This window comes from Butyrivibrio hungatei NK4A153, assembly GCF_000424465.1.
GTDB classification, from domain to species: domain Bacteria; phylum Bacillota; class Clostridia; order Lachnospirales; family Lachnospiraceae; genus Butyrivibrio; species Butyrivibrio hungatei_A.
Genome location: NZ_AUJY01000029.1, coordinates 1 through 17405 on the forward strand (window position 1 = coordinate 1; position 17405 = coordinate 17405).

At 40.4% G+C, this 17405-nt stretch carries 20 protein-coding genes, 1 pseudogene and 1 riboswitch; all 21 genes and pseudogenes read right to left on the reverse strand.

Annotated features, from left to right (window positions below):
• Nucleotides 1-360: 360 nt before the first annotated feature.
• A pseudogene (locus G628_RS0110345) lies at nucleotides 361-738 on the reverse strand (relaxase/mobilization nuclease domain-containing protein); the annotation flags it as partial.
• A gap of 80 nt (nucleotides 739-818) precedes the next feature.
• Nucleotides 819-1103, reverse strand: coding sequence for a hypothetical protein (locus G628_RS0110350; RefSeq protein WP_027209095.1), 285 nt, complete (start codon nucleotides 1101-1103; stop codon nucleotides 819-821).
• Nucleotides 1104-1191: 88 nt separating this feature from the next.
• Nucleotides 1192-1497 (reverse strand): plasmid mobilization protein, encoded by a 306-nt coding sequence (locus G628_RS0110355; protein WP_242827210.1) that lies wholly within the window; start codon nucleotides 1495-1497, stop codon nucleotides 1192-1194.
• The gene (locus G628_RS0110360; protein WP_026668060.1) at nucleotides 1481-1783 is read right to left on the reverse strand and encodes a DUF4316 domain-containing protein; all 303 of its coding nucleotides are present in this window, start codon (nucleotides 1781-1783) and stop codon (nucleotides 1481-1483) included. Before G628_RS0110360 ends, G628_RS0110355 begins: the two co-directional genes overlap by 17 nt.
• Nucleotides 1770-1928 carry a hypothetical protein gene (locus G628_RS18755; protein ID WP_155833800.1) on the reverse strand — a complete coding sequence of 53 codons (159 nt, stop codon included), beginning with the start codon at nucleotides 1926-1928 and terminating at the stop codon, nucleotides 1770-1772. The genes G628_RS0110360 and G628_RS18755 overlap by 14 nt, the downstream gene beginning before the upstream one ends.
• Nucleotides 1929-2612, reverse strand: a complete 684-nt coding sequence (locus tag G628_RS17095) for a DUF4366 domain-containing protein (RefSeq protein WP_051199144.1) — start codon at nucleotides 2610-2612, stop codon at nucleotides 1929-1931.
• A complete protein-coding gene (locus tag G628_RS17100) occupies nucleotides 2593-2877 on the reverse strand; it encodes a DUF4315 family protein (RefSeq protein WP_051199145.1) in 285 nt (94 codons plus the stop codon). The genes G628_RS17095 and G628_RS17100 overlap by 20 nt, the downstream gene beginning before the upstream one ends.
• 11 nt (nucleotides 2878-2888) lie before the next feature.
• The gene (locus tag G628_RS19255; RefSeq protein ID WP_051199146.1) at nucleotides 2889-4154 is read right to left on the reverse strand and encodes a C40 family peptidase; all 1266 of its coding nucleotides are present in this window, start codon (nucleotides 4152-4154) and stop codon (nucleotides 2889-2891) included.
• Between the two features lie 2 nt (nucleotides 4155-4156).
• The gene (locus G628_RS0110380; protein WP_081670679.1) at nucleotides 4157-6679 is read right to left on the reverse strand and encodes a VirB4-like conjugal transfer ATPase, CD1110 family; all 2523 of its coding nucleotides are present in this window, start codon (nucleotides 6677-6679) and stop codon (nucleotides 4157-4159) included.
• Nucleotides 6680-6691: 12 nt separating this feature from the next.
• Nucleotides 6692-7558, reverse strand: a complete 867-nt coding sequence (locus tag G628_RS0110385) for a VirB6/TrbL-like conjugal transfer protein, CD1112 family (RefSeq protein WP_027209096.1) — start codon at nucleotides 7556-7558, stop codon at nucleotides 6692-6694.
• A 103-nt stretch (nucleotides 7559-7661) separates the two neighbouring features.
• The gene (locus tag G628_RS0110390; protein ID WP_026668063.1) at nucleotides 7662-7874 is read right to left on the reverse strand and encodes a Maff2 family mobile element protein; all 213 of its coding nucleotides are present in this window, start codon (nucleotides 7872-7874) and stop codon (nucleotides 7662-7664) included.
• A gap of 164 nt (nucleotides 7875-8038) precedes the next feature.
• Nucleotides 8039-8659: a hypothetical protein gene (locus G628_RS0110395; protein WP_027209097.1), complete on the reverse strand. Its 621-nt coding sequence runs from the start codon at nucleotides 8657-8659 to the stop codon at nucleotides 8039-8041.
• Between the two features lie 73 nt (nucleotides 8660-8732).
• Nucleotides 8733-8865, reverse strand: a riboswitch (SAM riboswitch).
• 157 nt (nucleotides 8866-9022) lie between these two features.
• Nucleotides 9023-10384 (reverse strand): hypothetical protein, encoded by a 1362-nt coding sequence (locus G628_RS0110400; RefSeq protein ID WP_027209098.1) that lies wholly within the window; start codon nucleotides 10382-10384, stop codon nucleotides 9023-9025.
• A gap of 27 nt (nucleotides 10385-10411) precedes the next feature.
• Entirely contained in the window at nucleotides 10412-11524 is a 1113-nt protein-coding gene (locus tag G628_RS0110405; protein ID WP_027209099.1) for a hypothetical protein, read from the reverse strand.
• Nucleotides 11525-11583: 59 nt separating this feature from the next.
• On the reverse strand, nucleotides 11584-13329 hold the full coding sequence (locus G628_RS0110410; protein ID WP_027209100.1) for a VirD4-like conjugal transfer protein, CD1115 family: 1746 nt from the start codon (nucleotides 13327-13329) through the stop codon (nucleotides 11584-11586).
• Complete coding sequence (locus G628_RS0110415) at nucleotides 13326-13805, reverse strand: PcfB family protein (RefSeq protein WP_026668067.1); 480 nt, start codon at nucleotides 13803-13805, stop codon at nucleotides 13326-13328. Before G628_RS0110415 ends, G628_RS0110410 begins: the two co-directional genes overlap by 4 nt.
• A gap of 127 nt (nucleotides 13806-13932) precedes the next feature.
• A complete protein-coding gene (locus G628_RS0110420; RefSeq protein ID WP_026668068.1) occupies nucleotides 13933-14244 on the reverse strand; it encodes a helix-turn-helix domain-containing protein in 312 nt (103 codons plus the stop codon).
• Between the two features lie 7 nt (nucleotides 14245-14251).
• Nucleotides 14252-14599 (reverse strand): type II toxin-antitoxin system RelE/ParE family toxin, encoded by a 348-nt coding sequence (locus tag G628_RS0110425; RefSeq protein WP_026668069.1) that lies wholly within the window; start codon nucleotides 14597-14599, stop codon nucleotides 14252-14254.
• Between the two features lie 81 nt (nucleotides 14600-14680).
• Nucleotides 14681-15613 carry a ParB/RepB/Spo0J family partition protein gene (locus G628_RS0110430; protein WP_027209101.1) on the reverse strand — a complete coding sequence of 311 codons (933 nt, stop codon included), beginning with the start codon at nucleotides 15611-15613 and terminating at the stop codon, nucleotides 14681-14683.
• A complete protein-coding gene (locus tag G628_RS0110435) occupies nucleotides 15570-16394 on the reverse strand; it encodes a ParA family protein (protein ID WP_026668071.1) in 825 nt (274 codons plus the stop codon). The genes G628_RS0110430 and G628_RS0110435 overlap by 44 nt, the downstream gene beginning before the upstream one ends.
• Nucleotides 16391-17326 carry a DUF6017 domain-containing protein gene (locus G628_RS0110440; RefSeq protein WP_027209102.1) on the reverse strand — a complete coding sequence of 312 codons (936 nt, stop codon included), beginning with the start codon at nucleotides 17324-17326 and terminating at the stop codon, nucleotides 16391-16393. The genes G628_RS0110435 and G628_RS0110440 overlap by 4 nt, the downstream gene beginning before the upstream one ends.
• Between the last annotated feature and the right edge of the window lie 79 nt (nucleotides 17327-17405).

Here is a 17405-nt window from a genome sequence, read left to right on the forward strand (position 1 = left end):
CTGACTGTCGGGTACGATTTCCGTCCGTTCCTACTTATATAGGTGAGCCGTGTATATGTTCCACGTTTCCTGCTCATTTTCTGCAAGTACGATACACGGTATAGCGTTTGTAACTGCCTTCCGCTACAGCCACCACTAATGCCTCTTGGACTGTCCTTTAACCAGTATGGGTTTTACCCTTATGTCAGTTTTTGGTCTCCCTCACTCAGTCGTGGCTTGGCAATTAGCCAACTTGTGGGTTTAATGGCGTGCTATGTTCCCATTAGAATTTCTTCGCTTGGTAAGCCATTGACCATCGGCGTGAAACAACGTGCCGACCGCTTGTTATTGCGGATTTACTTCGCCCCTTATGGGCGCACAGATGATGTGATTATGGATATGGGCTTTGTCCGTATGAGTGCAGACCGTAAATGCATATTTTCCCTTGGTGAACCTCATGGCAAGCTCGTATCCGATCTCATTTGCTTTCTCCGGCGTCACCTCTCCGGGCTTAAAAGATTGCCTGATCTGATACGCAATTATTTCTTTCCTTCTGACATCCCTAACGCCATTGTGGTACTGCGATTGAGAAAGCAGAAACTCTTCATCCGCAGTTTCGATATCACAGCCATAAGTTGAAATATACTTTTTCGCCTCGGTCTTAAGATCATTTTCTGTATAATCCATTCGTTCCTTTAAGCTCTCTGCGATGGTTCTGCCCCTAATCTGATGAAGAGCCATAAGCCTCGTTGCCGCCATATTCTTCTCCTTTCAAAAAGACAGGGACAACTCATCCTTTATGGAAAAGCTGTCCCTTGGTCTATATCATTTATTTAGTTTTATACTCTTTTTAATACTCTGTGAGCTGATTCTAAGAAAAGCTGGATATTGGCTGCCGCGAACAAACACGCAAACATAACTATCAGTATCGCCGCAAAGAAGATCGCACATGGAATCATCTTAAATATAATTGAAAGAATACAGAAGATACCACACAACCATACAGCAAAGCCAACGACATAGCATCCGACGTATATAGATGCCTTCGTAATGAGAGTTGCCACATCGACAACCAGCAGTAACGGTAAAACCAATATTTTTAAAAGAAATCTCATAATCCACATGTCAAACCTCCTTAATCCATCATTTGCATTGAGTCTATTTCCTGCAATTTTAAAATGCAAGGATGTCTCCATGAACTTACTTTCATAATCACTTGATGGATGCAAACTTTTTAAGGATCGCCCGCATGCCTTTCCAGATATCTTCAAACCTCCGTTGCAGATCTTTGATATCCGGTACACAGATGACACCAAGACCGTTTGCTTTCTTAGCGTACTGGTTGAGATTATTGGAGCACATACGAATTAGATATACCATCTCTCTGAGATCTTTGGTATCTACTCTCACGCAGTATCCGTCGAGTAGCATCTTCCTCATATACTTACTCATGTTTGTTATTCCCGCTTCTTCCATCTTTGCCCTCATACGCTCAAGCTCATCATCTGACAATCTCACCGAGATCTTGTTTGTGCGGTTTTGCAACTTTTACCACCTCTGCTTTTTTCTCAATCATCTTCTCGTACTCTTTTGCTTTTTTAACGGTAGTTTCTGAAGGAACATCCTCCGGCATGTTGTTGATGATACCGTCGAAGTTATTATCATTCCCTTCAATTGCATCCTCCACTGCTTTAAGATGGTTCTTTTTGGAAAAAATAGTATGCTCCTCCAAAATGTTCTCCTCTACATTAGAAAGCTCTTCTTCCTTGGATAGTCTTTTCTCCGCAATATCAAATCCTTCCATAAACACCTCCCGCTTCTTTATAGGCATCAAGCTTTTTAAGAACAGATGGCTTCTTCACCTGCTCTTTTACCATAGTTCCCATTTTCTTCCCGATTGTCATGAAGCGGCGAGTTGCCGCCTCCTTATCAAAAGTTATCTGCTCCATTTACTCTTCCTCCTTTTCTTCAGGAATATCAATATAATCATCAGCATAATCGCTATCAGGATCTTCGCCGTTTTTCCTGCGCTTGAAGCTCTCGCTGTTACTGTAGAAGTAGAATCCTGCTACGCCTGCGAGACCGAGAACAATAATAAGTCCAAGGAAAAGATTTGGTTTCTTCTTTTCCTTGACCACTTCAAGTTCCGGTTCCTCTGTTGCCACAATATCCTGTGGTTGCTGAGTTTGCTGAATAGGTTCTACTGGTGTTTCAACCTCACTCCCCACCTGAGCTTCAAGTTCTTTTTTCTCCTCATCACTTAGAAGGTCCATAAGGTCTCTCTCATCCACCTGATTGAGGAAATGAACATTATTTGTTCCTGTAGTGTTATCGCGGTCTACGATGATATAAAAGATGTTTCCGTTCTTGGTTGTTACCGTCATAAACTGCTTGCTGTGATTATCACTGCTTACATTGTCATCAACAATTGTAGTGTTGCCCTCAGGTGTAAGAGGCTTGTGATCTTCTTCCTCTTTATTTTTTTCTTTTTCCTCATCTTTAACCGCATCTTTATCTTCATCAATAACTGATGTATCAACGTTTTCCGGAACATAGGCATGTGCCGTCACTGGAAATGTCCATATCATAAGTGAAGCTGCAAGTGCATGCAGCTTAAATCTGTTCTTCATCATCTTTGTCCTCCGTATCAAAATTTCCTGATTCCAAATTTACGATTGTCTTAACCGGCGTTTCTCCCGGCATATGATTCTTTGAATAGGCAATGAGCCTTGAAAGCTCCTCAGGGGTAAGGTCGGCTGCTTTTACCATCTCATGGACGGTTGTCTTTTCTTCCTCTGAGACCTTCTTTTCAAGAGCCTTGACCTTGGTATCCCATTCGGCGCGTTTACCCTTTGCCCTTTCCAGTTCTGATTTGTATTTTTCTAATCTCTCAAGCATATTTCCTCCTTCTACGGGAGCCTTCCGAAACAATAAAAGTGTTTTTCCCAATACCTTGTGTTAATGGATGTGTACTGTATAGGATTTCCGCAGTGAAGCATCATGCCGTCACCGACATAAATGCCAACGTGACTTGCCCCGTTTGTTGCATATGTTCCTTTGAAAAAAATAAGGTCTCCCGGCCTTGCTTCTTCCGGTGAGACCACGCTGCAGCGATTCTTAAGTCCATTTGCTGTCAGCCTTCCCATGTTCCATCCACAATGATTCACAACCCAGCTGACAAATCCACTACAGTCAAATCCGCTTGTAGGATTGGATCCTCCCCATACATAAGCTCGTCCCAGATACTTCTCTCCTTCCGCTATCATTGCCGCAAAACTCTGATCTGATAACACCTCTCCTACAGGATGATATTCATCAGGATCCTCATAATCCGCATAGACATCGTCAAAAAGATATGACTTATTTCCCTGAGTAGCCAGAAGCACATCATACCTTGCCTGTTCGTCCTCATTAAGTCCTTTTCCCGCTATAACAGCACCAAGGCTCTTATTTACCAAGTTCACTGTGAGGATATTGACGGTATAGTACTCTGTCCCCACGTAGGAATAATCATCTGCCCTTACAGTCCGCGAACGGGTCTCTATACGGATATCGTAGGAAAGGTCGTACTGCTCTTTAAAAAGATCCTTCACTATGCTTTTAAGCTGTCTGCGCTTATAGTCCTCATACCTGACAGTCAGGTATGATGCCAGCTCATAAGGGTTATGACCTATCTCATCAAGGTTGTAAACATACTCATCGTAATCGGGGAAGTCCTCTTCGGTTCTATCTATAGTCTCCTGCAGCTCTCTTTCCAGCTTCACGTAGTCTGCATCCACTCCCGTTATGTCCTCGTCATAAGCCGTATAAGTAGCTGAAAGAACTGTATCTCCCAAACTCGATATCATCACTTCAAAACCGCATAACAAGAAATGTAGGAAAAACAGGCACAAAAATATGATGACAATAATTAAGAGCACCACAGGGTGCTCTCTAATGGCTTTCACTATTTGTTTTACTGTTTCTTTGGCTGCGTCCTTAACTCCTTCCGCCGCTTCCTGCATTCTGTCGGCAAAGCTCTTTACATAAGGCGAATCCGGATCTTTTCGATAATAGCTTTTCCTTATCTGCTTACGCCGATACTGCTTTTGAAGCTCACGGTTTATTTCAGCGGCGGCTATCACGCCTTCATCTAAAGCTTCACCGCCAATGTTTTCATCTTGGTTAAAATCCACCGCTATACTCCTTTCTGCCAGACGGCAACTTCCTTTGGCTTTGTGGTCATAATCTTGTAAAGCTCCAAGTCATTTGGGAACTGATCCTTAAACGGCAATATCAGGTTTCCGAATATAAGCAATCCTTCGCCGGTTTCTGCCTTCTCGACATAAGAAATCTGGTACTTACTGATACCGAGCCTTTGTGCAAGTATTTCCTTGTCTTTCGGTGCCTGCTTTAGCATGTAGATAAATTCGCTATTCTCGAATATATTCTCGACCTCAGGCGACTTAAGAAGGTCTTTTACGTTCTGAGTTATAGCTGTCGGTATGCCGCCCCACTTACGGAAACGCTTGTAAATCTCCGCACTGTAGCTGGCTGTCTGCTTATCTTGAAGTAGTAGATGGAACTCATCCATATAGTAGCGTGTAGCCTTTCCGACGCTTCTGTTGGCGGTAACACGACACCAGACCTGATCCTGAACTATGAGCATACCTATCTTCTTGAGCTGATTTCCAAGATCTTTGATGTCATAGCAGACAATTCGGTTATTGATATCTACGTTGGTGCGGTTGTTGAATACATTAAGGGAACCTGTAACATAGATTTCAAGTGCTGTTGCTACTTCATGAGCTTCTTTTTCCTCCTGCAACATCAATGCATTATAGAGATCAGCCAGGATTGGCATGTTCTCAGGTACAGGATTCTCGAAGTACTTCTCGTAAATCTTATGAATGCAGCGGTCGATTACAGTCTTTTCCACGGGACCAAGTCCCCCTTTTCCATCCATAACAAGTTCAAAAAGGGATAAGATAAACTCTGCCTTAAGAGATACCGGATTATCGCCATCCGAGTAGTTCTCGTTGATATCCATAGGATTGATGTACTGCTTGGATTTCTGACTTACGTGGATCACCTGACCGCGGAACTTCTTTACAAGTGCCGAATATTCATGCTCAGGATCACAGATTATGATGTCATCATCTGTAGAAAGAATGACGTTACTCATTTCTCTTTTTGCAGCAAAAGACTTACCGTAGCCGGGCTTTCCAAGGATCATGCCGTTTGGATTGGAAAGGCTCTTTCTATCTCCCATGATGATGTTCTGTGATAATGCGTTGAGTCCGTAGTAAAGAGCTTCATCATCCGTCTGCATGAGCTCCTGTGTGGTAAATGGAATGAAGATTCCTACAGAGCTTGTGGTAAGACTTCTGTCTATATGGATGAGGTCGCTCGCAAGTGGCAGAATGCTGTAAAGTGCCTGTTCCTGCCGGTAGTCCAGCTTGTATGTGTCGCAGTTAAACTGCTGGGCTGTACTCGATGTCTGCAGGTAGTTGTTTTTGAGCTCTATCTTGGAACCTGCGGTATTCATGATAAGAAATGTCATTCTGAACATTCGCTCGTTCTGATCTTGGAGGTCTTGCAAGAAGCTGTTTGCATCCTTGCCATAAGTCACGAGATCTCCGGGGATCAGATCCATGTCGTACCCGGAGCGAACCGCTTTCTTCTGCTCATCTATCTTGGTAGAGTCGATGTTGGTGATAGTCTTTTTTACCTTCTTGATGGCATCGTTCTGATTGATAGACTGCAGGTGAATGCTGATAACCTGCGATGCGTCCGAGTTTAGAAGATCCATGAGGAATCTGTCCTCCATAGTCGGAGCGTCATAGGAAAAAGCTGAAACCGTTGCGTATCTTGTCTTTGTCCTTATCGTGTTCCTTGTTGGGTATTTCAGCTTATCATTCGTATCGCCTCCTAGCCTGTTGATCAGGCGGATAAGCTCTAATCTTTCTTTTCCGCTAAGAGGCTTTGCCTTTACATCCATCTTCTTGAAGTTATTAAAGACGTCGTTCTCAATGGAGCGAAGACGCGGTCTTGCTTCCTTAAAGGACTTGGCGCGGATTCCAAAGGTGATATACTTAGTCTTCTCAAGACCGTTATTACCTTTATCAAGCTGCCTGTTCAGCATCTCCGAATACTCTGCCCTGACATCATCAAAGCCATCGTCTCTTTCTTTGATGCGGATTGTCTCGTAGAACTTCGCTTCATCCTTTGTAACGTTCACAAAGGTAAGCTCAAAGCGAACCGAGCTGTCAAAGAAGTTAAGAAACTTCTTCCAGTTGTCAAAAATAGCCTGCTGATCCTCATCGGTAGCAAGCTTGTAATTGATATCCGAAAACCTCATGGTTTTGCTGTAGAAATTGTCATCGGCTCTGCAGATACCATTTTTAAACATCTGCCAAGGATACTTATCCTCGTCGGGCTTTTTCTTTTGCCTTTTCCAGTCGATTGAATGCTGGATAATGCGTTCAATGGCCTCACCATTTCTTTCATACATAGCCATGAAAAACATCGGCATCATGACATCCATCATGATAAAGGTGGCTGCGCTCACGTTGCCGGTAAAGCCTTTTATAAGAAAAAAGGTGGGAAGTCCAATCATTCCCGCAAGCGTAAAGCATATGAGCTGGCGCTTGGTCAGATTGAATGCCACCTTTTCTTTTACCCTGGATAAATCTCTTGGCACATTTACTCTTATTGCCATAGTAATCCTCTCTTATTGTGCTGAAAAAATTCTCTTGGATAAGGTGCCTGTCTTGAACAGAGCAAACACCAGCAATATGTTGTAGCCGAGAATCCCCCACAAAGAGCCCCTGATATCGGATGAGATTGTGACGTTCTGAATGAGAACTGCGTAGATTGCAACGCATATGACAATGAGAAAGCCTTGGAATCCAAGTGCTGCAAGGCTCTTTACGTAGTTCTGTCCTATCTGGCTCTGCTCCCTGTTTCCAAAGGTTGAAAACGGAAGCGGCGCAAGGCTTAGCATCAGATAGATTTCAATCATTCGACCGTAGATAACAAGGAATATCATCATAGACATGATTTTGATTCCTATGCTGAGGATGAAGATTTCTCCAAATAACGGAAGAAGTCCTCCGATTGACATTCCTTCTAAGGTCGTGCGAAGTTGTGCAAGTCCTGAGCCATCAACTGCAGTGGAGTTCTGTATTATAGCTCCGCTGCCGGTGATGACATGTCCCGCCACATCAAATATCGCCATGGTGATATCGAAGCAATTAGTGATAAGCATTACTGCTACAAAGGTCTTGAATATCCATTTAAAGAATATCCAGGTCTCAAAGTTTGCCAGATTGTTGTGTGCAATGACGAGCTGTATCAGCTCATAACATGCGATAAACGTAAGTATCATCCCCGCTATCGGCATAACCGCATTATTCGATACTTCTCTCATCAGGTTGAACACACCCGGCGTAAAATTCGCCGGGCTTGTAGCTACATCCGAAGCCACCTGTCCAACCCTGTTGTTGATGTTGTCGAACATCCCCTCAAGAAGCACCATCAGCGCATCAACAATCCATCCCTTAATCCAAGAGGTCATCTGCTCAAAAATTCTTTCCATGCAATGATCTCCTTATTTTGGTGTGATTTATGATAAGAACCTCAGGCGCGGCAGCCTAAGCATCGTATATGATCTGCCCTGCTGCCTGCCCGCAAGCTGCTTATCAGAACAATCCGGAAAGAAGTGGAATGAGCTGTGTTCCAATGAGGCAAACTCCTCCGCCTGCCATGAGCTGCTTCATTCCCTGCGACTTCGCACCGGGGTTATCGTTTCCGTATCCCTCAAGAAGATTTACAACGCCCCATACTCCAAGACCTGCTCCAAGCGCAACAACGAGTGTCTGCAAAACTGTGATTGAACTCTGAAAAAATGCCATAATTAATTACCTTGTCCGGAAGCGTCGGCTCCCGGACTTTCCTTTCTTTTCTTTAAAATTTGGTTGGTAGTTTCGTCTCATGCCGATTTTCTGCGCTAAAAAAGGGCATAATAATAGACCGGTACGGACTGGGCGTCCCCAGGGTACTGGTCTATGTAAGTTTTTTAGAATGTTATTATCCACCACTGACCAGCAACTTCAGCTGGCAGTTCCTTTTCTTCAAAATAACGTCTGAGATCTCTTTCAACAAACTTATCTTTCATGTCCTCAAGAATCTCTTCCTTTGAGGTATGCTCCTTATACCACTTATCTTCCATTATTTTACAGGCTACATCATGACACCATTTTTCAAAAGTTGGTTGCTGGTCAAAATAAATCTGCTTTCTCAAATTCCATGCCATTTCCGACAGAGCCTTTGCTTCTTTGTATTCATCAAAAGTTTTTAATCTCAAACCATCATGGTAACTCTCTTTCATCAAAGTTCTATGGCGCTTATAAATGTAATAGATTACCTTAAAGTCCTCGATGAATATTCCAGTGTTACCTATTATCGGAGCAAGTATGATATCCGCTGATGCACTCGTAAATAGCTTTGTATCCACGTCAATATACCAAGTGCCATATACATTACAACTGTCTGTATGGATTCGAACCTCGCCAAAGCCTTCTGCTTTAAGCCATTCATAAAAGCTTTTGTCCTTAGTCTGCCGTTTATTCTCGTCGCCGTCATAAACCAAAAATGCTGTCTTAACATCAAATGGATAATAAACCTGTCTTTTACTCATAATAATATCTCCTTTTCTACTAAGAAGAGGCAGCAAAAGACATCTTTCCCGTCAGAAAAAATCCAACAAAAAAGACCCATCGTCTCGATGAGTCCTAAACTACGAAATAGTCCGCACCCATCGATCAAGCTTTGGCACCTTACCACCTTATGTGGCAGGTTGTCGTGCAGTCATAGGGCTTGTCCCTCGCGCACTCTTCATAGGTTTCTTATTTGTCTTGAATATAGCATCTGGCATTAGCAAATACAAGATATCAGAAGTAATGTTTACAAAGATTTAAGGCTTTAGTTTCTACATCTCGACAAACACAACATCCTTGTTGTACTTTGGTAGTTTACTAATCATAATCTAAAAGCCAGTTTATTATTCATACACAAGAAAATCTGGTTGTTCTATATTTGCTGGCATTGGAGGATTATCCCAAAGTCGATATATTGGAAAAGTTGCAATCTGTTTTTGCTTGTCCTCATCCAACTCCTCAAAAACTATTTGTGCTTCTGCAAAGTTCTTTAAAATTATCAATGCACCAAGTCTATACTCTTTTCCTTTATTTGTGTCAGAAATAATATCCCTTGCTGGTTGAAAATGCTTTTTTGAATATGTTCCTATTCTCCTTAACACTTGCAAATAATTCAATACTGAAATATCTCTATACTCTTCAATTCCTTCAAATTTACAAAGATATTCAGCAATATTCTTAGCAATAGAGAGCATATATCCATATTTTTTATTATCAATGTCATATACTATCAATGCCTCCATCAAAACTCCATTTAGCTTTTTAAAACTCTGTTCATTCAGTTTTATATTAGGCATGTATGATAAAATCTCTTGTAATCTTTCTACTGGAACATGCATAAAAGAACTTCGTCCCAAATAAAAAATGCGCTTTTCGCGTTCATTATTGATTTCTTCTTCTGACATACTTTCAAATCTATAATCTAATAAATCAAAATGATAATTACTCAATCTTTCTCTATAAATAATCATATCCCAAAATGATTTATCGAAATATATAGCAATACTTTCGTGCCCAGGTATTTTTCTAGTATTATCATGATTAAAAAGCGATAACATGTGCAATAATCTCGACTGCCTAATTTCAGATAATAATTCAATTAATTCATCACTTATATTTCCTGCAATTTGCATACTAAAGATTTCATCAATAGTCTTATTGATTCTCTCCTCACAAGCCTTGCATTGATCTAATAATTCATATGAAAAATCCTTTACGTTAATATCCTTTCCATTTTTTATATGAGTAATGTCAGCATATTTTATACTTGTATTAAAGAAAACTGCTTCCACCTTTTTTAAATCCGCAAGCTCTATATCCTTAATTTCCTTTTTTTCACCTATTTCAAACAAGACGGCTCTTATGATATAACTCATATTTTTATAAATGATAATCAACTTATTTGAAATAATAATCAGTGCTTTTTTTTGCTTCACTTTCATAGGAATAACATCAACAACAATATAGAATATAAATGAGGCAATGTAAGCTAAACTAAGATTATTCATAAACGACCATATCTCATATGCGTCAGTTTTTTCTCTTGGACATAAGAACAGCTTTTTAATACCATCAGGAAGAAATTCCAATATTTCTATTTTTGAAAATTTCAGTACGCAGAACAGTGATAAAATCAGTAAAAGTAGCAATATAATAAGCAATGTATTGTTTTTTCTATTTTTTGCTTTTTTTACATTAGTATTCATTCAAGTAACTCCCAAACAGTAATAATATTAAAAACATTTTAAATTTAAGTTATCAATCACCAACAATGATTCTATCATTGTTCCCATAGAAACAAGATTCTCTTCCACCTTTTCTTTTAGAGCCTCTATACTCAATCCATCAAAACAGCTTTCGCACAATCCAAATAGTGGATTCTGAATATCAAAATAATCCTCTTTAATTAGATTAACGCCGTCCTTGGAATACGAGTAATGCATCATACAATTACGAAAATCCACGTCAAAAACCGGATTCAGTTTATTAATACAATCGCTAATCCTTTTGGCCACTTCTGAATCACGGATTCTTTCAAGAATTCGTGCAAGCATCTCTTTTGCATAATACATCGATAAATATCTAATTCTCAGTTTCCAGACACTAGTACCTACAATGTCTCCTATGAGATACATCGTGAAGTTAATATTTCCCAAAACATTAACTAATAACAAACTGTAAGCACTTCTATCTTCACCTTCAATCTTAATTAAAGGTTTCTTATTGATATTCACATCCTTATATTGAATTTGCAGTTTTTTCTCTAATATGTCTGGCTTATTCTTCTGAATGGATTTTGAAAAATCAGCAATCTTTCCTATAGTTCTACCTATACCTTCAGCAAAATTCTTAACGTCCGTTCCATTCAATTCTGTATAATGGCCATTCTTTCGATCAAACAAAGATATAAGAAAATAAGTATTTGCAATTATCCTGCCCTTATAAAAAAAGATACCAAGATTGTAATACATATTTTTTCTCTCTAGCCACTTAAAACGCAGTTTATTTCTAAATAGCTGATCTTGATCATAAGCAATCTTATTAATAAGTTTAATGACCTTTCCCAATTTATCATTAAATAATTTCAATCTTAATCTGGTTGTTTTTATATCAAATACATCACCATAATCAGTATTCAATGATATCCCCATATCTTCAAATCTATTAGCAGCTTCAATGCAAAACAAAGCAAAATACGGTAAAGAAGATAGCTCAAAATTAGGATCTCTGTGTCGTTTGAACAATTCTACTAGCAAATCGCAATCTTCATTGATAGTCATTAGTGTTATTGTATCTACACAGTCTTTATCAAAAAATATATCCTTAGCTTCCCTCAACGTTCCCATAAGAACACCTCCCACAAATAATAATTATATATTATCACCATAGTAAGAGGTGTATTCATTTAAATCCTCACCACATCAAATATTTCGCCCTTCTTAACCTTGAGATTCTGATGAACATAACTCTGTATATCCAACTTGTTCCTGTCATCATACTCACCGGTTTCTTTATAGAGTGGATGCTGGGTCACATCGTATTTGTCCGACATGAATGGTCGTACTCCGCGAAGCTGCAAGATGCACTTATCGCCATCCATGACTGCAAGCTCATCTATGGTCATGAGATCCTTACCACTCTTTTGATAGTTCATGGAGTAGGAAGGATTGTTGCCACGGCTCTCACCTGTGGAATACATGTCGATAGTTTCTTTTCCCAAAGCCTGAGACAGGTCTTTTAACGTGGTTGGCTCTGTACCGCCAAGGAAAAGCTGAGAATCCATATTGCCGATGATTGTATCAGCGTTCTCCTTGTAGATTGCTTTGAGTTGTGACTTTGCCTGAAGAAACAGGCAGGCGCTGATCTCACGACTTCGTATTGTTGCTACGAGCTTTTCCAAATTAGGAATCTGACCAATGTTCGCTGTCTCATCAATAAGACAACGCACATGAACAGGAAGTCTTCCCTTATATACGTTATAAGCCTTATCACACAGCAGATTGAATAACTGGCTGTAAATCATGGATATAAGGAAATTAAAGGTCGGATCGGTATCACTCATTACAAGAAACAGCGCTGTCTTCCTATCTCCCAAGGTATCAAGTTCCAACTCATCATACATGGTAATCTCCCGCACCTGATCAATGTCAAACGGAGCGAGGCGGGCACCACAGCTGACAAGAATAGACTTTGCTGTCTTTCCTGCCGCCAATTTGTACTTTTTATACTGCCTTACCGCAAAATGCTTTGGATTGATTTCTTCCAGTTCTTTCATCATCATATCCACAGGATTCTCATAGTCCTCATCATCCTCGCGAACATCCGATGCATTCAAAAACTCCAGCAAAGTATTGAAGTTCTGCTCTTCCTCCGGAGCTTCGTAATGGATATATCCGATAAGAGCGCAATATAAAAGAGTTTCAGCTTTTTGCCAAAACTCATCTCCCGCCTTACCATCGCCCTTCGTATTTGCTATAAGCGTATTCACCAGCTTTAGAATATCGTTGTCACTACGAATATATGCAAATGGATCGTAATGCTGACTCTTAACGAAGTTGATGGTATTGAAAATCTTCACCTTATACCCATGCTTAAGCAACGTCTTTCCTGTATTTATGACCACGTCACCCTTAGGATCCGTGACCACATAGCTTGAATGCATTTGCAAAAGATTCGGAATCAGAAAAAACCTTGTTTTACCTGAACCGGAACCACCGACTACAAGTACATTCTTATTTCTTGCATACTTAGGACTCTTCGGACGACTGTTCATCATAAGCCTCTCTGTCTGCGTAAGGATGATATTATCCTTAAAGTTTGGAGCCATAAACGGCTCTATATCCTGTGTTTTTCCCCAACGTGCCGTCCCATACTCTGCACCGTGGCGGTATTTCTTAGCATTTTTCCCTTTGATATAAACTACAACTTTCAGCAAAATACCACAGATAATGCCGACCATAAGATCAAAGGGATTAAGACTTGGCATGAGATTGGCTAAAGCAACAGGCAGTACCTTAGCCAAAGCACCTATCTCGTTTGGTGCATCCATAAGCTTTGATATCCTCCAAGCTTCTCCCAGATTTGTTGCAAATACGCCGACAAGCACGTAGGGAATGTTCAGCAGGATGAATCGTTTCTGCTTTTTTGTCATAGCGCTCTCTCCTGTGTTCTGTGTCGTTCTTTTTTAGGATATTTCTTCGCAATCTCAATGAATTTCTGTAATTTTGCAAGTACACTCGGACGATCCTTTATCTTCATCATTTTCTTGCTGTATTCATTAACGACTGCTTCCATTGCATCGGTATCTCTTGCTTTGAAAAAAGCTGTATAGACCGACGGCTTTTCTGATTTATCTTTAATAATGGCAAAATCTACACCATACTTCTTGGCTATTCTCTCAAAGGTTCTGATACCCGCATCACCGACAACCATGCTACTGACTCCCTGATTCTGCTTTACCAGCTCATCTATAGATTGCTTTCCTTGAATATGCTCATCTATAGAAGCCAGCTTCTCATTGGCTCTGTGCCTTAGATAAGTTCGAATCGCAGCTGCAACTGCCCTGCCTGTAAGTCTTGTTCCAGAAATGGCAAGACGCACGGTTTTTTCTTCTATTTCTTCCTGCATGAAATTTCCTCCTTTCCGGGCACGAAAAAAGGTAGCAGATTTTTAGAATCCACTACCTTAAGTGCAAATAAAATATCAACTTGTTATTTCTGAAGCTACGTTGTTATGATTGCGTGCTCTTATATCATCATACTTTTGAAATAAAAGCAAGAGATTCCGCGTTACCACTCGCTAAAATATCCAACAACCTATATGCCGGACCTGTAGGATGCGTTCTTCCAAGTTCCCATGCTTCTACAGTTTTCTTGGAAACTCCCATGTAATTAGCAAATACGGTCTGAGTCATTCCTGCTCTATTTCTAACTTTTTTTATTTCTTCATTAGTATATTTTTTTATCGGTGCGATTACGTAAGTTGTCGTCTTGGCACTGCCTAAACCTTTTTCATAATCTATAGCCTCTTGCAATCCTTCTTGCAGATCATCAAACAATGAACTCATAATCAGATTACCTCCTATTTCTAGCGGCCTCTTCTTTCAATGCTTTCACAAGTTTTTTAAGAATTTTCTTTTCTTCTTCAGTAAGATTTTCCTGTTCGTTTTTCTTGAATGCAGTAATTAGATAAGTTGCTTCATACTCTTCAAAATCTGTATAGCACACTCTGATGCTACCGCTTTTACCACGTTTTTCGATTGGAAATCTTACTTTTCTAATACCTCCAGTTCCTTCCATCACCGGTCCTGACTGTGGGTCTTTCAAAAGCATTATTTGTAGTCTCAATAAATCTTTGTCATCTAAGCCGATTTCTTTCCATCTTTTTGTAAAAAGAGGAACTTCAATAAATGTTCTAACCATTTCTTACTCCTTGCAATTAATAGTATATGTCCTACAATGTAGGGTGTCAACAACATCAGTCTCTATCACATTTCTATAAACTCATAAACTCATATCTCTACTACGTTTCTTCTGCCACTGATCAAGAAGTTTAATGATGGTCTCTTCCATCTGCTTTGGAGTATACGACTTAGGGAAGTACTTCTTCAGAACATCATTCTTCAAAGTAACTCTGTCGAGCTCTGATTTCTTTTCCTCAGAAAGAATAATATTCATACCTTCCTGTGTAATCTCTCCGTTAAGAGCCAGTTTCTTTATACGCTGTGCCTGAGATAAAGATGGAATGGCTTGAGAATAGGCTATGGCAGCCAATAGGTCATTTTGTTGAGCCTCATTTAGAAAGGATATTTCCACCGCTGGATTGAAGCCTATAACTTTGTTATCTACCATATCAAGGAACTCAGGGAGAAGGTTTGTCAGACGAATGTAACGCCTTACACTTTCTCTACTTATTCCAATTTCTTCACCCACTTTATCAGCAGACAACTTCTCCACAACTTGTGTAGAAGTTAATTCTTGTTTTTTCCCTTGATGTCTTATTGCCTCCAACTTCATCTTAAACGCAAACGCTCTCTCACTCGGCAATATCTCTTCCCTCTGAAGATTACTATCAACCATGAGAATCGTAGCCGCGTCGTCATCAAGCTCTTTTACGATACACGGCAACGCCTCTTTTCCCGCAAGCTCTGATGCACGGTATCTTCTATGACCGGAAATAAGCTCGTAGCCGCCAGACTCATCAGCTCTGACAATGGCAGGCTGGAGAACTCCGTATTCTTTGACGCTCTCCACAGTCTTAGCCATCTCCTCATCATCTCTGACTTTAAAGGGATGGTCCTTAAACGGATGAAGGTCGGAAAGAGGTATCTCCACAACAGAATCACCCTGAGCTTCGCTCTTAGTACTTTCATAGTCATTCCCTCCAAAAATATCATCGTAACTGCTCAGCTGAATGTTTGAGCGCTCTTTCTTCATTCTTAAGTACCTCCTTTGTCAGATTCTTGTATGCCTCCGCAACTCTCCCCTTCGGATCATGTGAAAAGATACTCTTTCCTTCTGCACTGATCTCAGCAGCCCTTACAGAATGTGGAATCTCTGTTTTGTAGACTTTGAGCTTACTGCCATAAGTTCCACGGATAAGATTACAGATATCCTTGGCATAGTTCGTTCTGCTATCAACCATGGTCAGCAAGATTCCATCAATCTTAAGCTTTGGATTTATCTGTCTTCTGACTTTGTTTACTGTCTGAAGAAGCTGTTCCAGACCTTTTGCAGAAAGATACTGAGCCTGTACCGGAATTACCAGCTTATCTGCCGCCGCCAAAGCATTGACTGTGAGCATTCCAAGTGACGGCATGCAATCGATAAGCACATAGTCGTAATTATCTTTTACAGAATCAATGTATTCTTTCAGCACTTTTTCTCTGCTCATGACATTTACCAGAGATACTTCCATACCGGACAAAGAGATATTTGCAGGCATGATATCCACGCCCTCTTCGTGATGCAATATTCCTTCTCCCGGTGCTATCACTTGATCCTGTAATACTTTTGCCATGATATCCGCAACAGTAACAGGAAGCTCATCAGCTCTTGGATGCCCCAAGCTGATAGTAAGCGATCCCTGCGGATCCATATCAACAAGAAGAACTTTTTTACCTTCATTGGCAAGACCTATTCCAAGGTTTTCGGTACTCTGCGTCTTGCCTGTTCCTCCTTTTTGATTAACTAAAGCAATAACTTGTGCCTTACTCATTTTTCCTCCTTTATGTTTCCATATGCTAAGTCATGCCGTACCAGTGCTTCGTAATGTGCGTCCATGGTAAGCGGCGCATTATACAAAGCAGCTATCAGGTACTGCCGCATGTTTCTGACTCTTGTAGTGTTATTCTGAAGCCCCTCTAACACGTACTCGATATGCATTGAATTAAGCTTCTCGAACTGTGACTTCACTATCGCTGAAGGCTTGTCCTCTTTACCAACGCAGATAGTTTTCTTTGTAGAACAAAGGACATCAACAATAAGCGCTGCAATCTGCTCAAGCAGTTCCTTATGACAAGGGTATCTTTTGACCAGAACATCCAGACTTATGCTTTCTCTTACATATATCTGATTATCAAGCAGCTCTTTTTCAGCTCTATTTCCATTTCCTTCCGTTCCTTCTACCTTTGGCATATCTCCATAAACACGGATCTCACCGGAATAGAATGGAATAGAATCAGTCTTACTAATATCAGTTTTATTATTATCAGTATTAATAGTTCGTCTTTCTGACGGTTCTTGAGCTGTCATTTTGACATATCCTGATGCAGCACTTTCGACATTTCCTGAAGTGTCATTTTGACATTTCTGGAAGTGCTCTTTTAACACTTCAGAAGCAAAATTCTTTACATATATAAGATTTGGCTTGGTCAAACCCTGACGTTTCTTTTCTATGAGTCCGATGTTTTCAAGCTCTGCAAGGACATTTCCTGCCTTCTTGTTGCCACAGCCAAGATTCTCTGATGTTTCATCAATTGTGTAAATGATGTAGACTCTGCCCTTCTCATCCTTCCAGTCATTCACAGCCGATAAACACATACGGTCAAGAAGAAGGCCGTACATAATCTTTGCTTCTGCGGAAAGTCGCTTGAAATGCTCATCCGTGAAGAGCATCTTGGGAATTCTGAGAAATAAAAAAGTGCCTATGGCACTTCAACTCCCCTGCCCCTCAATCATGAGGGGTGGGGTTGTTTTTTGCCATAAATCTTTCATAATAGTTTTATGA

Excerpts from the sequence above, each read along its gene's own strand:
- G628_RS0110350 (WP_027209095.1), bottom strand. The coding sequence starts at position 1,103 with ATGTGGATTATGAGATTTCTTTTAAAAATATTGGTTTTACCGTTACTG.
- G628_RS0110360 (WP_026668060.1), bottom strand. The coding sequence starts at position 1,783 with ATGGAAGGATTTGATATTGCGGAGAAAAGACTATCCAAGGAAGAAGAG.
- G628_RS18755 (WP_155833800.1), bottom strand. The coding sequence starts at position 1,928 with ATGGAGCAGATAACTTTTGATAAGGAGGCGGCAACTCGCCGCTTCATG.
- G628_RS17095 (WP_051199144.1), bottom strand. The coding sequence starts at position 2,612 with ATGATGAAGAACAGATTTAAGCTGCATGCACTTGCAGCTTCACTTATG.
- G628_RS17100 (WP_051199145.1), bottom strand. The coding sequence starts at position 2,877 with ATGCTTGAGAGATTAGAAAAATACAAATCAGAACTGGAAAGGGCAAAG.
- G628_RS0110380 (WP_081670679.1), bottom strand. The coding sequence starts at position 6,679 with ATGGCAATAAGAGTAAATGTGCCAAGAGATTTATCCAGGGTAAAAGAA.
- G628_RS0110385 (WP_027209096.1), bottom strand. The coding sequence starts at position 7,558 with ATGGAAAGAATTTTTGAGCAGATGACCTCTTGGATTAAGGGATGGATT.
- G628_RS0110390 (WP_026668063.1), bottom strand. The coding sequence starts at position 7,874 with ATGGCATTTTTTCAGAGTTCAATCACAGTTTTGCAGACACTCGTTGTT.
- G628_RS0110395 (WP_027209097.1), bottom strand. The coding sequence starts at position 8,659 with ATGAGTAAAAGACAGGTTTATTATCCATTTGATGTTAAGACAGCATTT.
- G628_RS0110400 (WP_027209098.1), bottom strand. The coding sequence starts at position 10,384 with ATGAATACTAATGTAAAAAAAGCAAAAAATAGAAAAAACAATACATTG.
- G628_RS0110405 (WP_027209099.1), bottom strand. The coding sequence starts at position 11,524 with ATGGGAACGTTGAGGGAAGCTAAGGATATATTTTTTGATAAAGACTGT.
- G628_RS0110410 (WP_027209100.1), bottom strand. The coding sequence starts at position 13,329 with ATGACAAAAAAGCAGAAACGATTCATCCTGCTGAACATTCCCTACGTG.
- G628_RS0110415 (WP_026668067.1), bottom strand. The coding sequence starts at position 13,805 with ATGCAGGAAGAAATAGAAGAAAAAACCGTGCGTCTTGCCATTTCTGGA.
- G628_RS0110420 (WP_026668068.1), bottom strand. The coding sequence starts at position 14,244 with ATGAGTTCATTGTTTGATGATCTGCAAGAAGGATTGCAAGAGGCTATA.
- G628_RS0110425 (WP_026668069.1), bottom strand. The coding sequence starts at position 14,599 with ATGGTTAGAACATTTATTGAAGTTCCTCTTTTTACAAAAAGATGGAAA.
- G628_RS0110430 (WP_027209101.1), bottom strand. The coding sequence starts at position 15,613 with ATGAAGAAAGAGCGCTCAAACATTCAGCTGAGCAGTTACGATGATATT.
- G628_RS0110435 (WP_026668071.1), bottom strand. The coding sequence starts at position 16,394 with ATGAGTAAGGCACAAGTTATTGCTTTAGTTAATCAAAAAGGAGGAACA.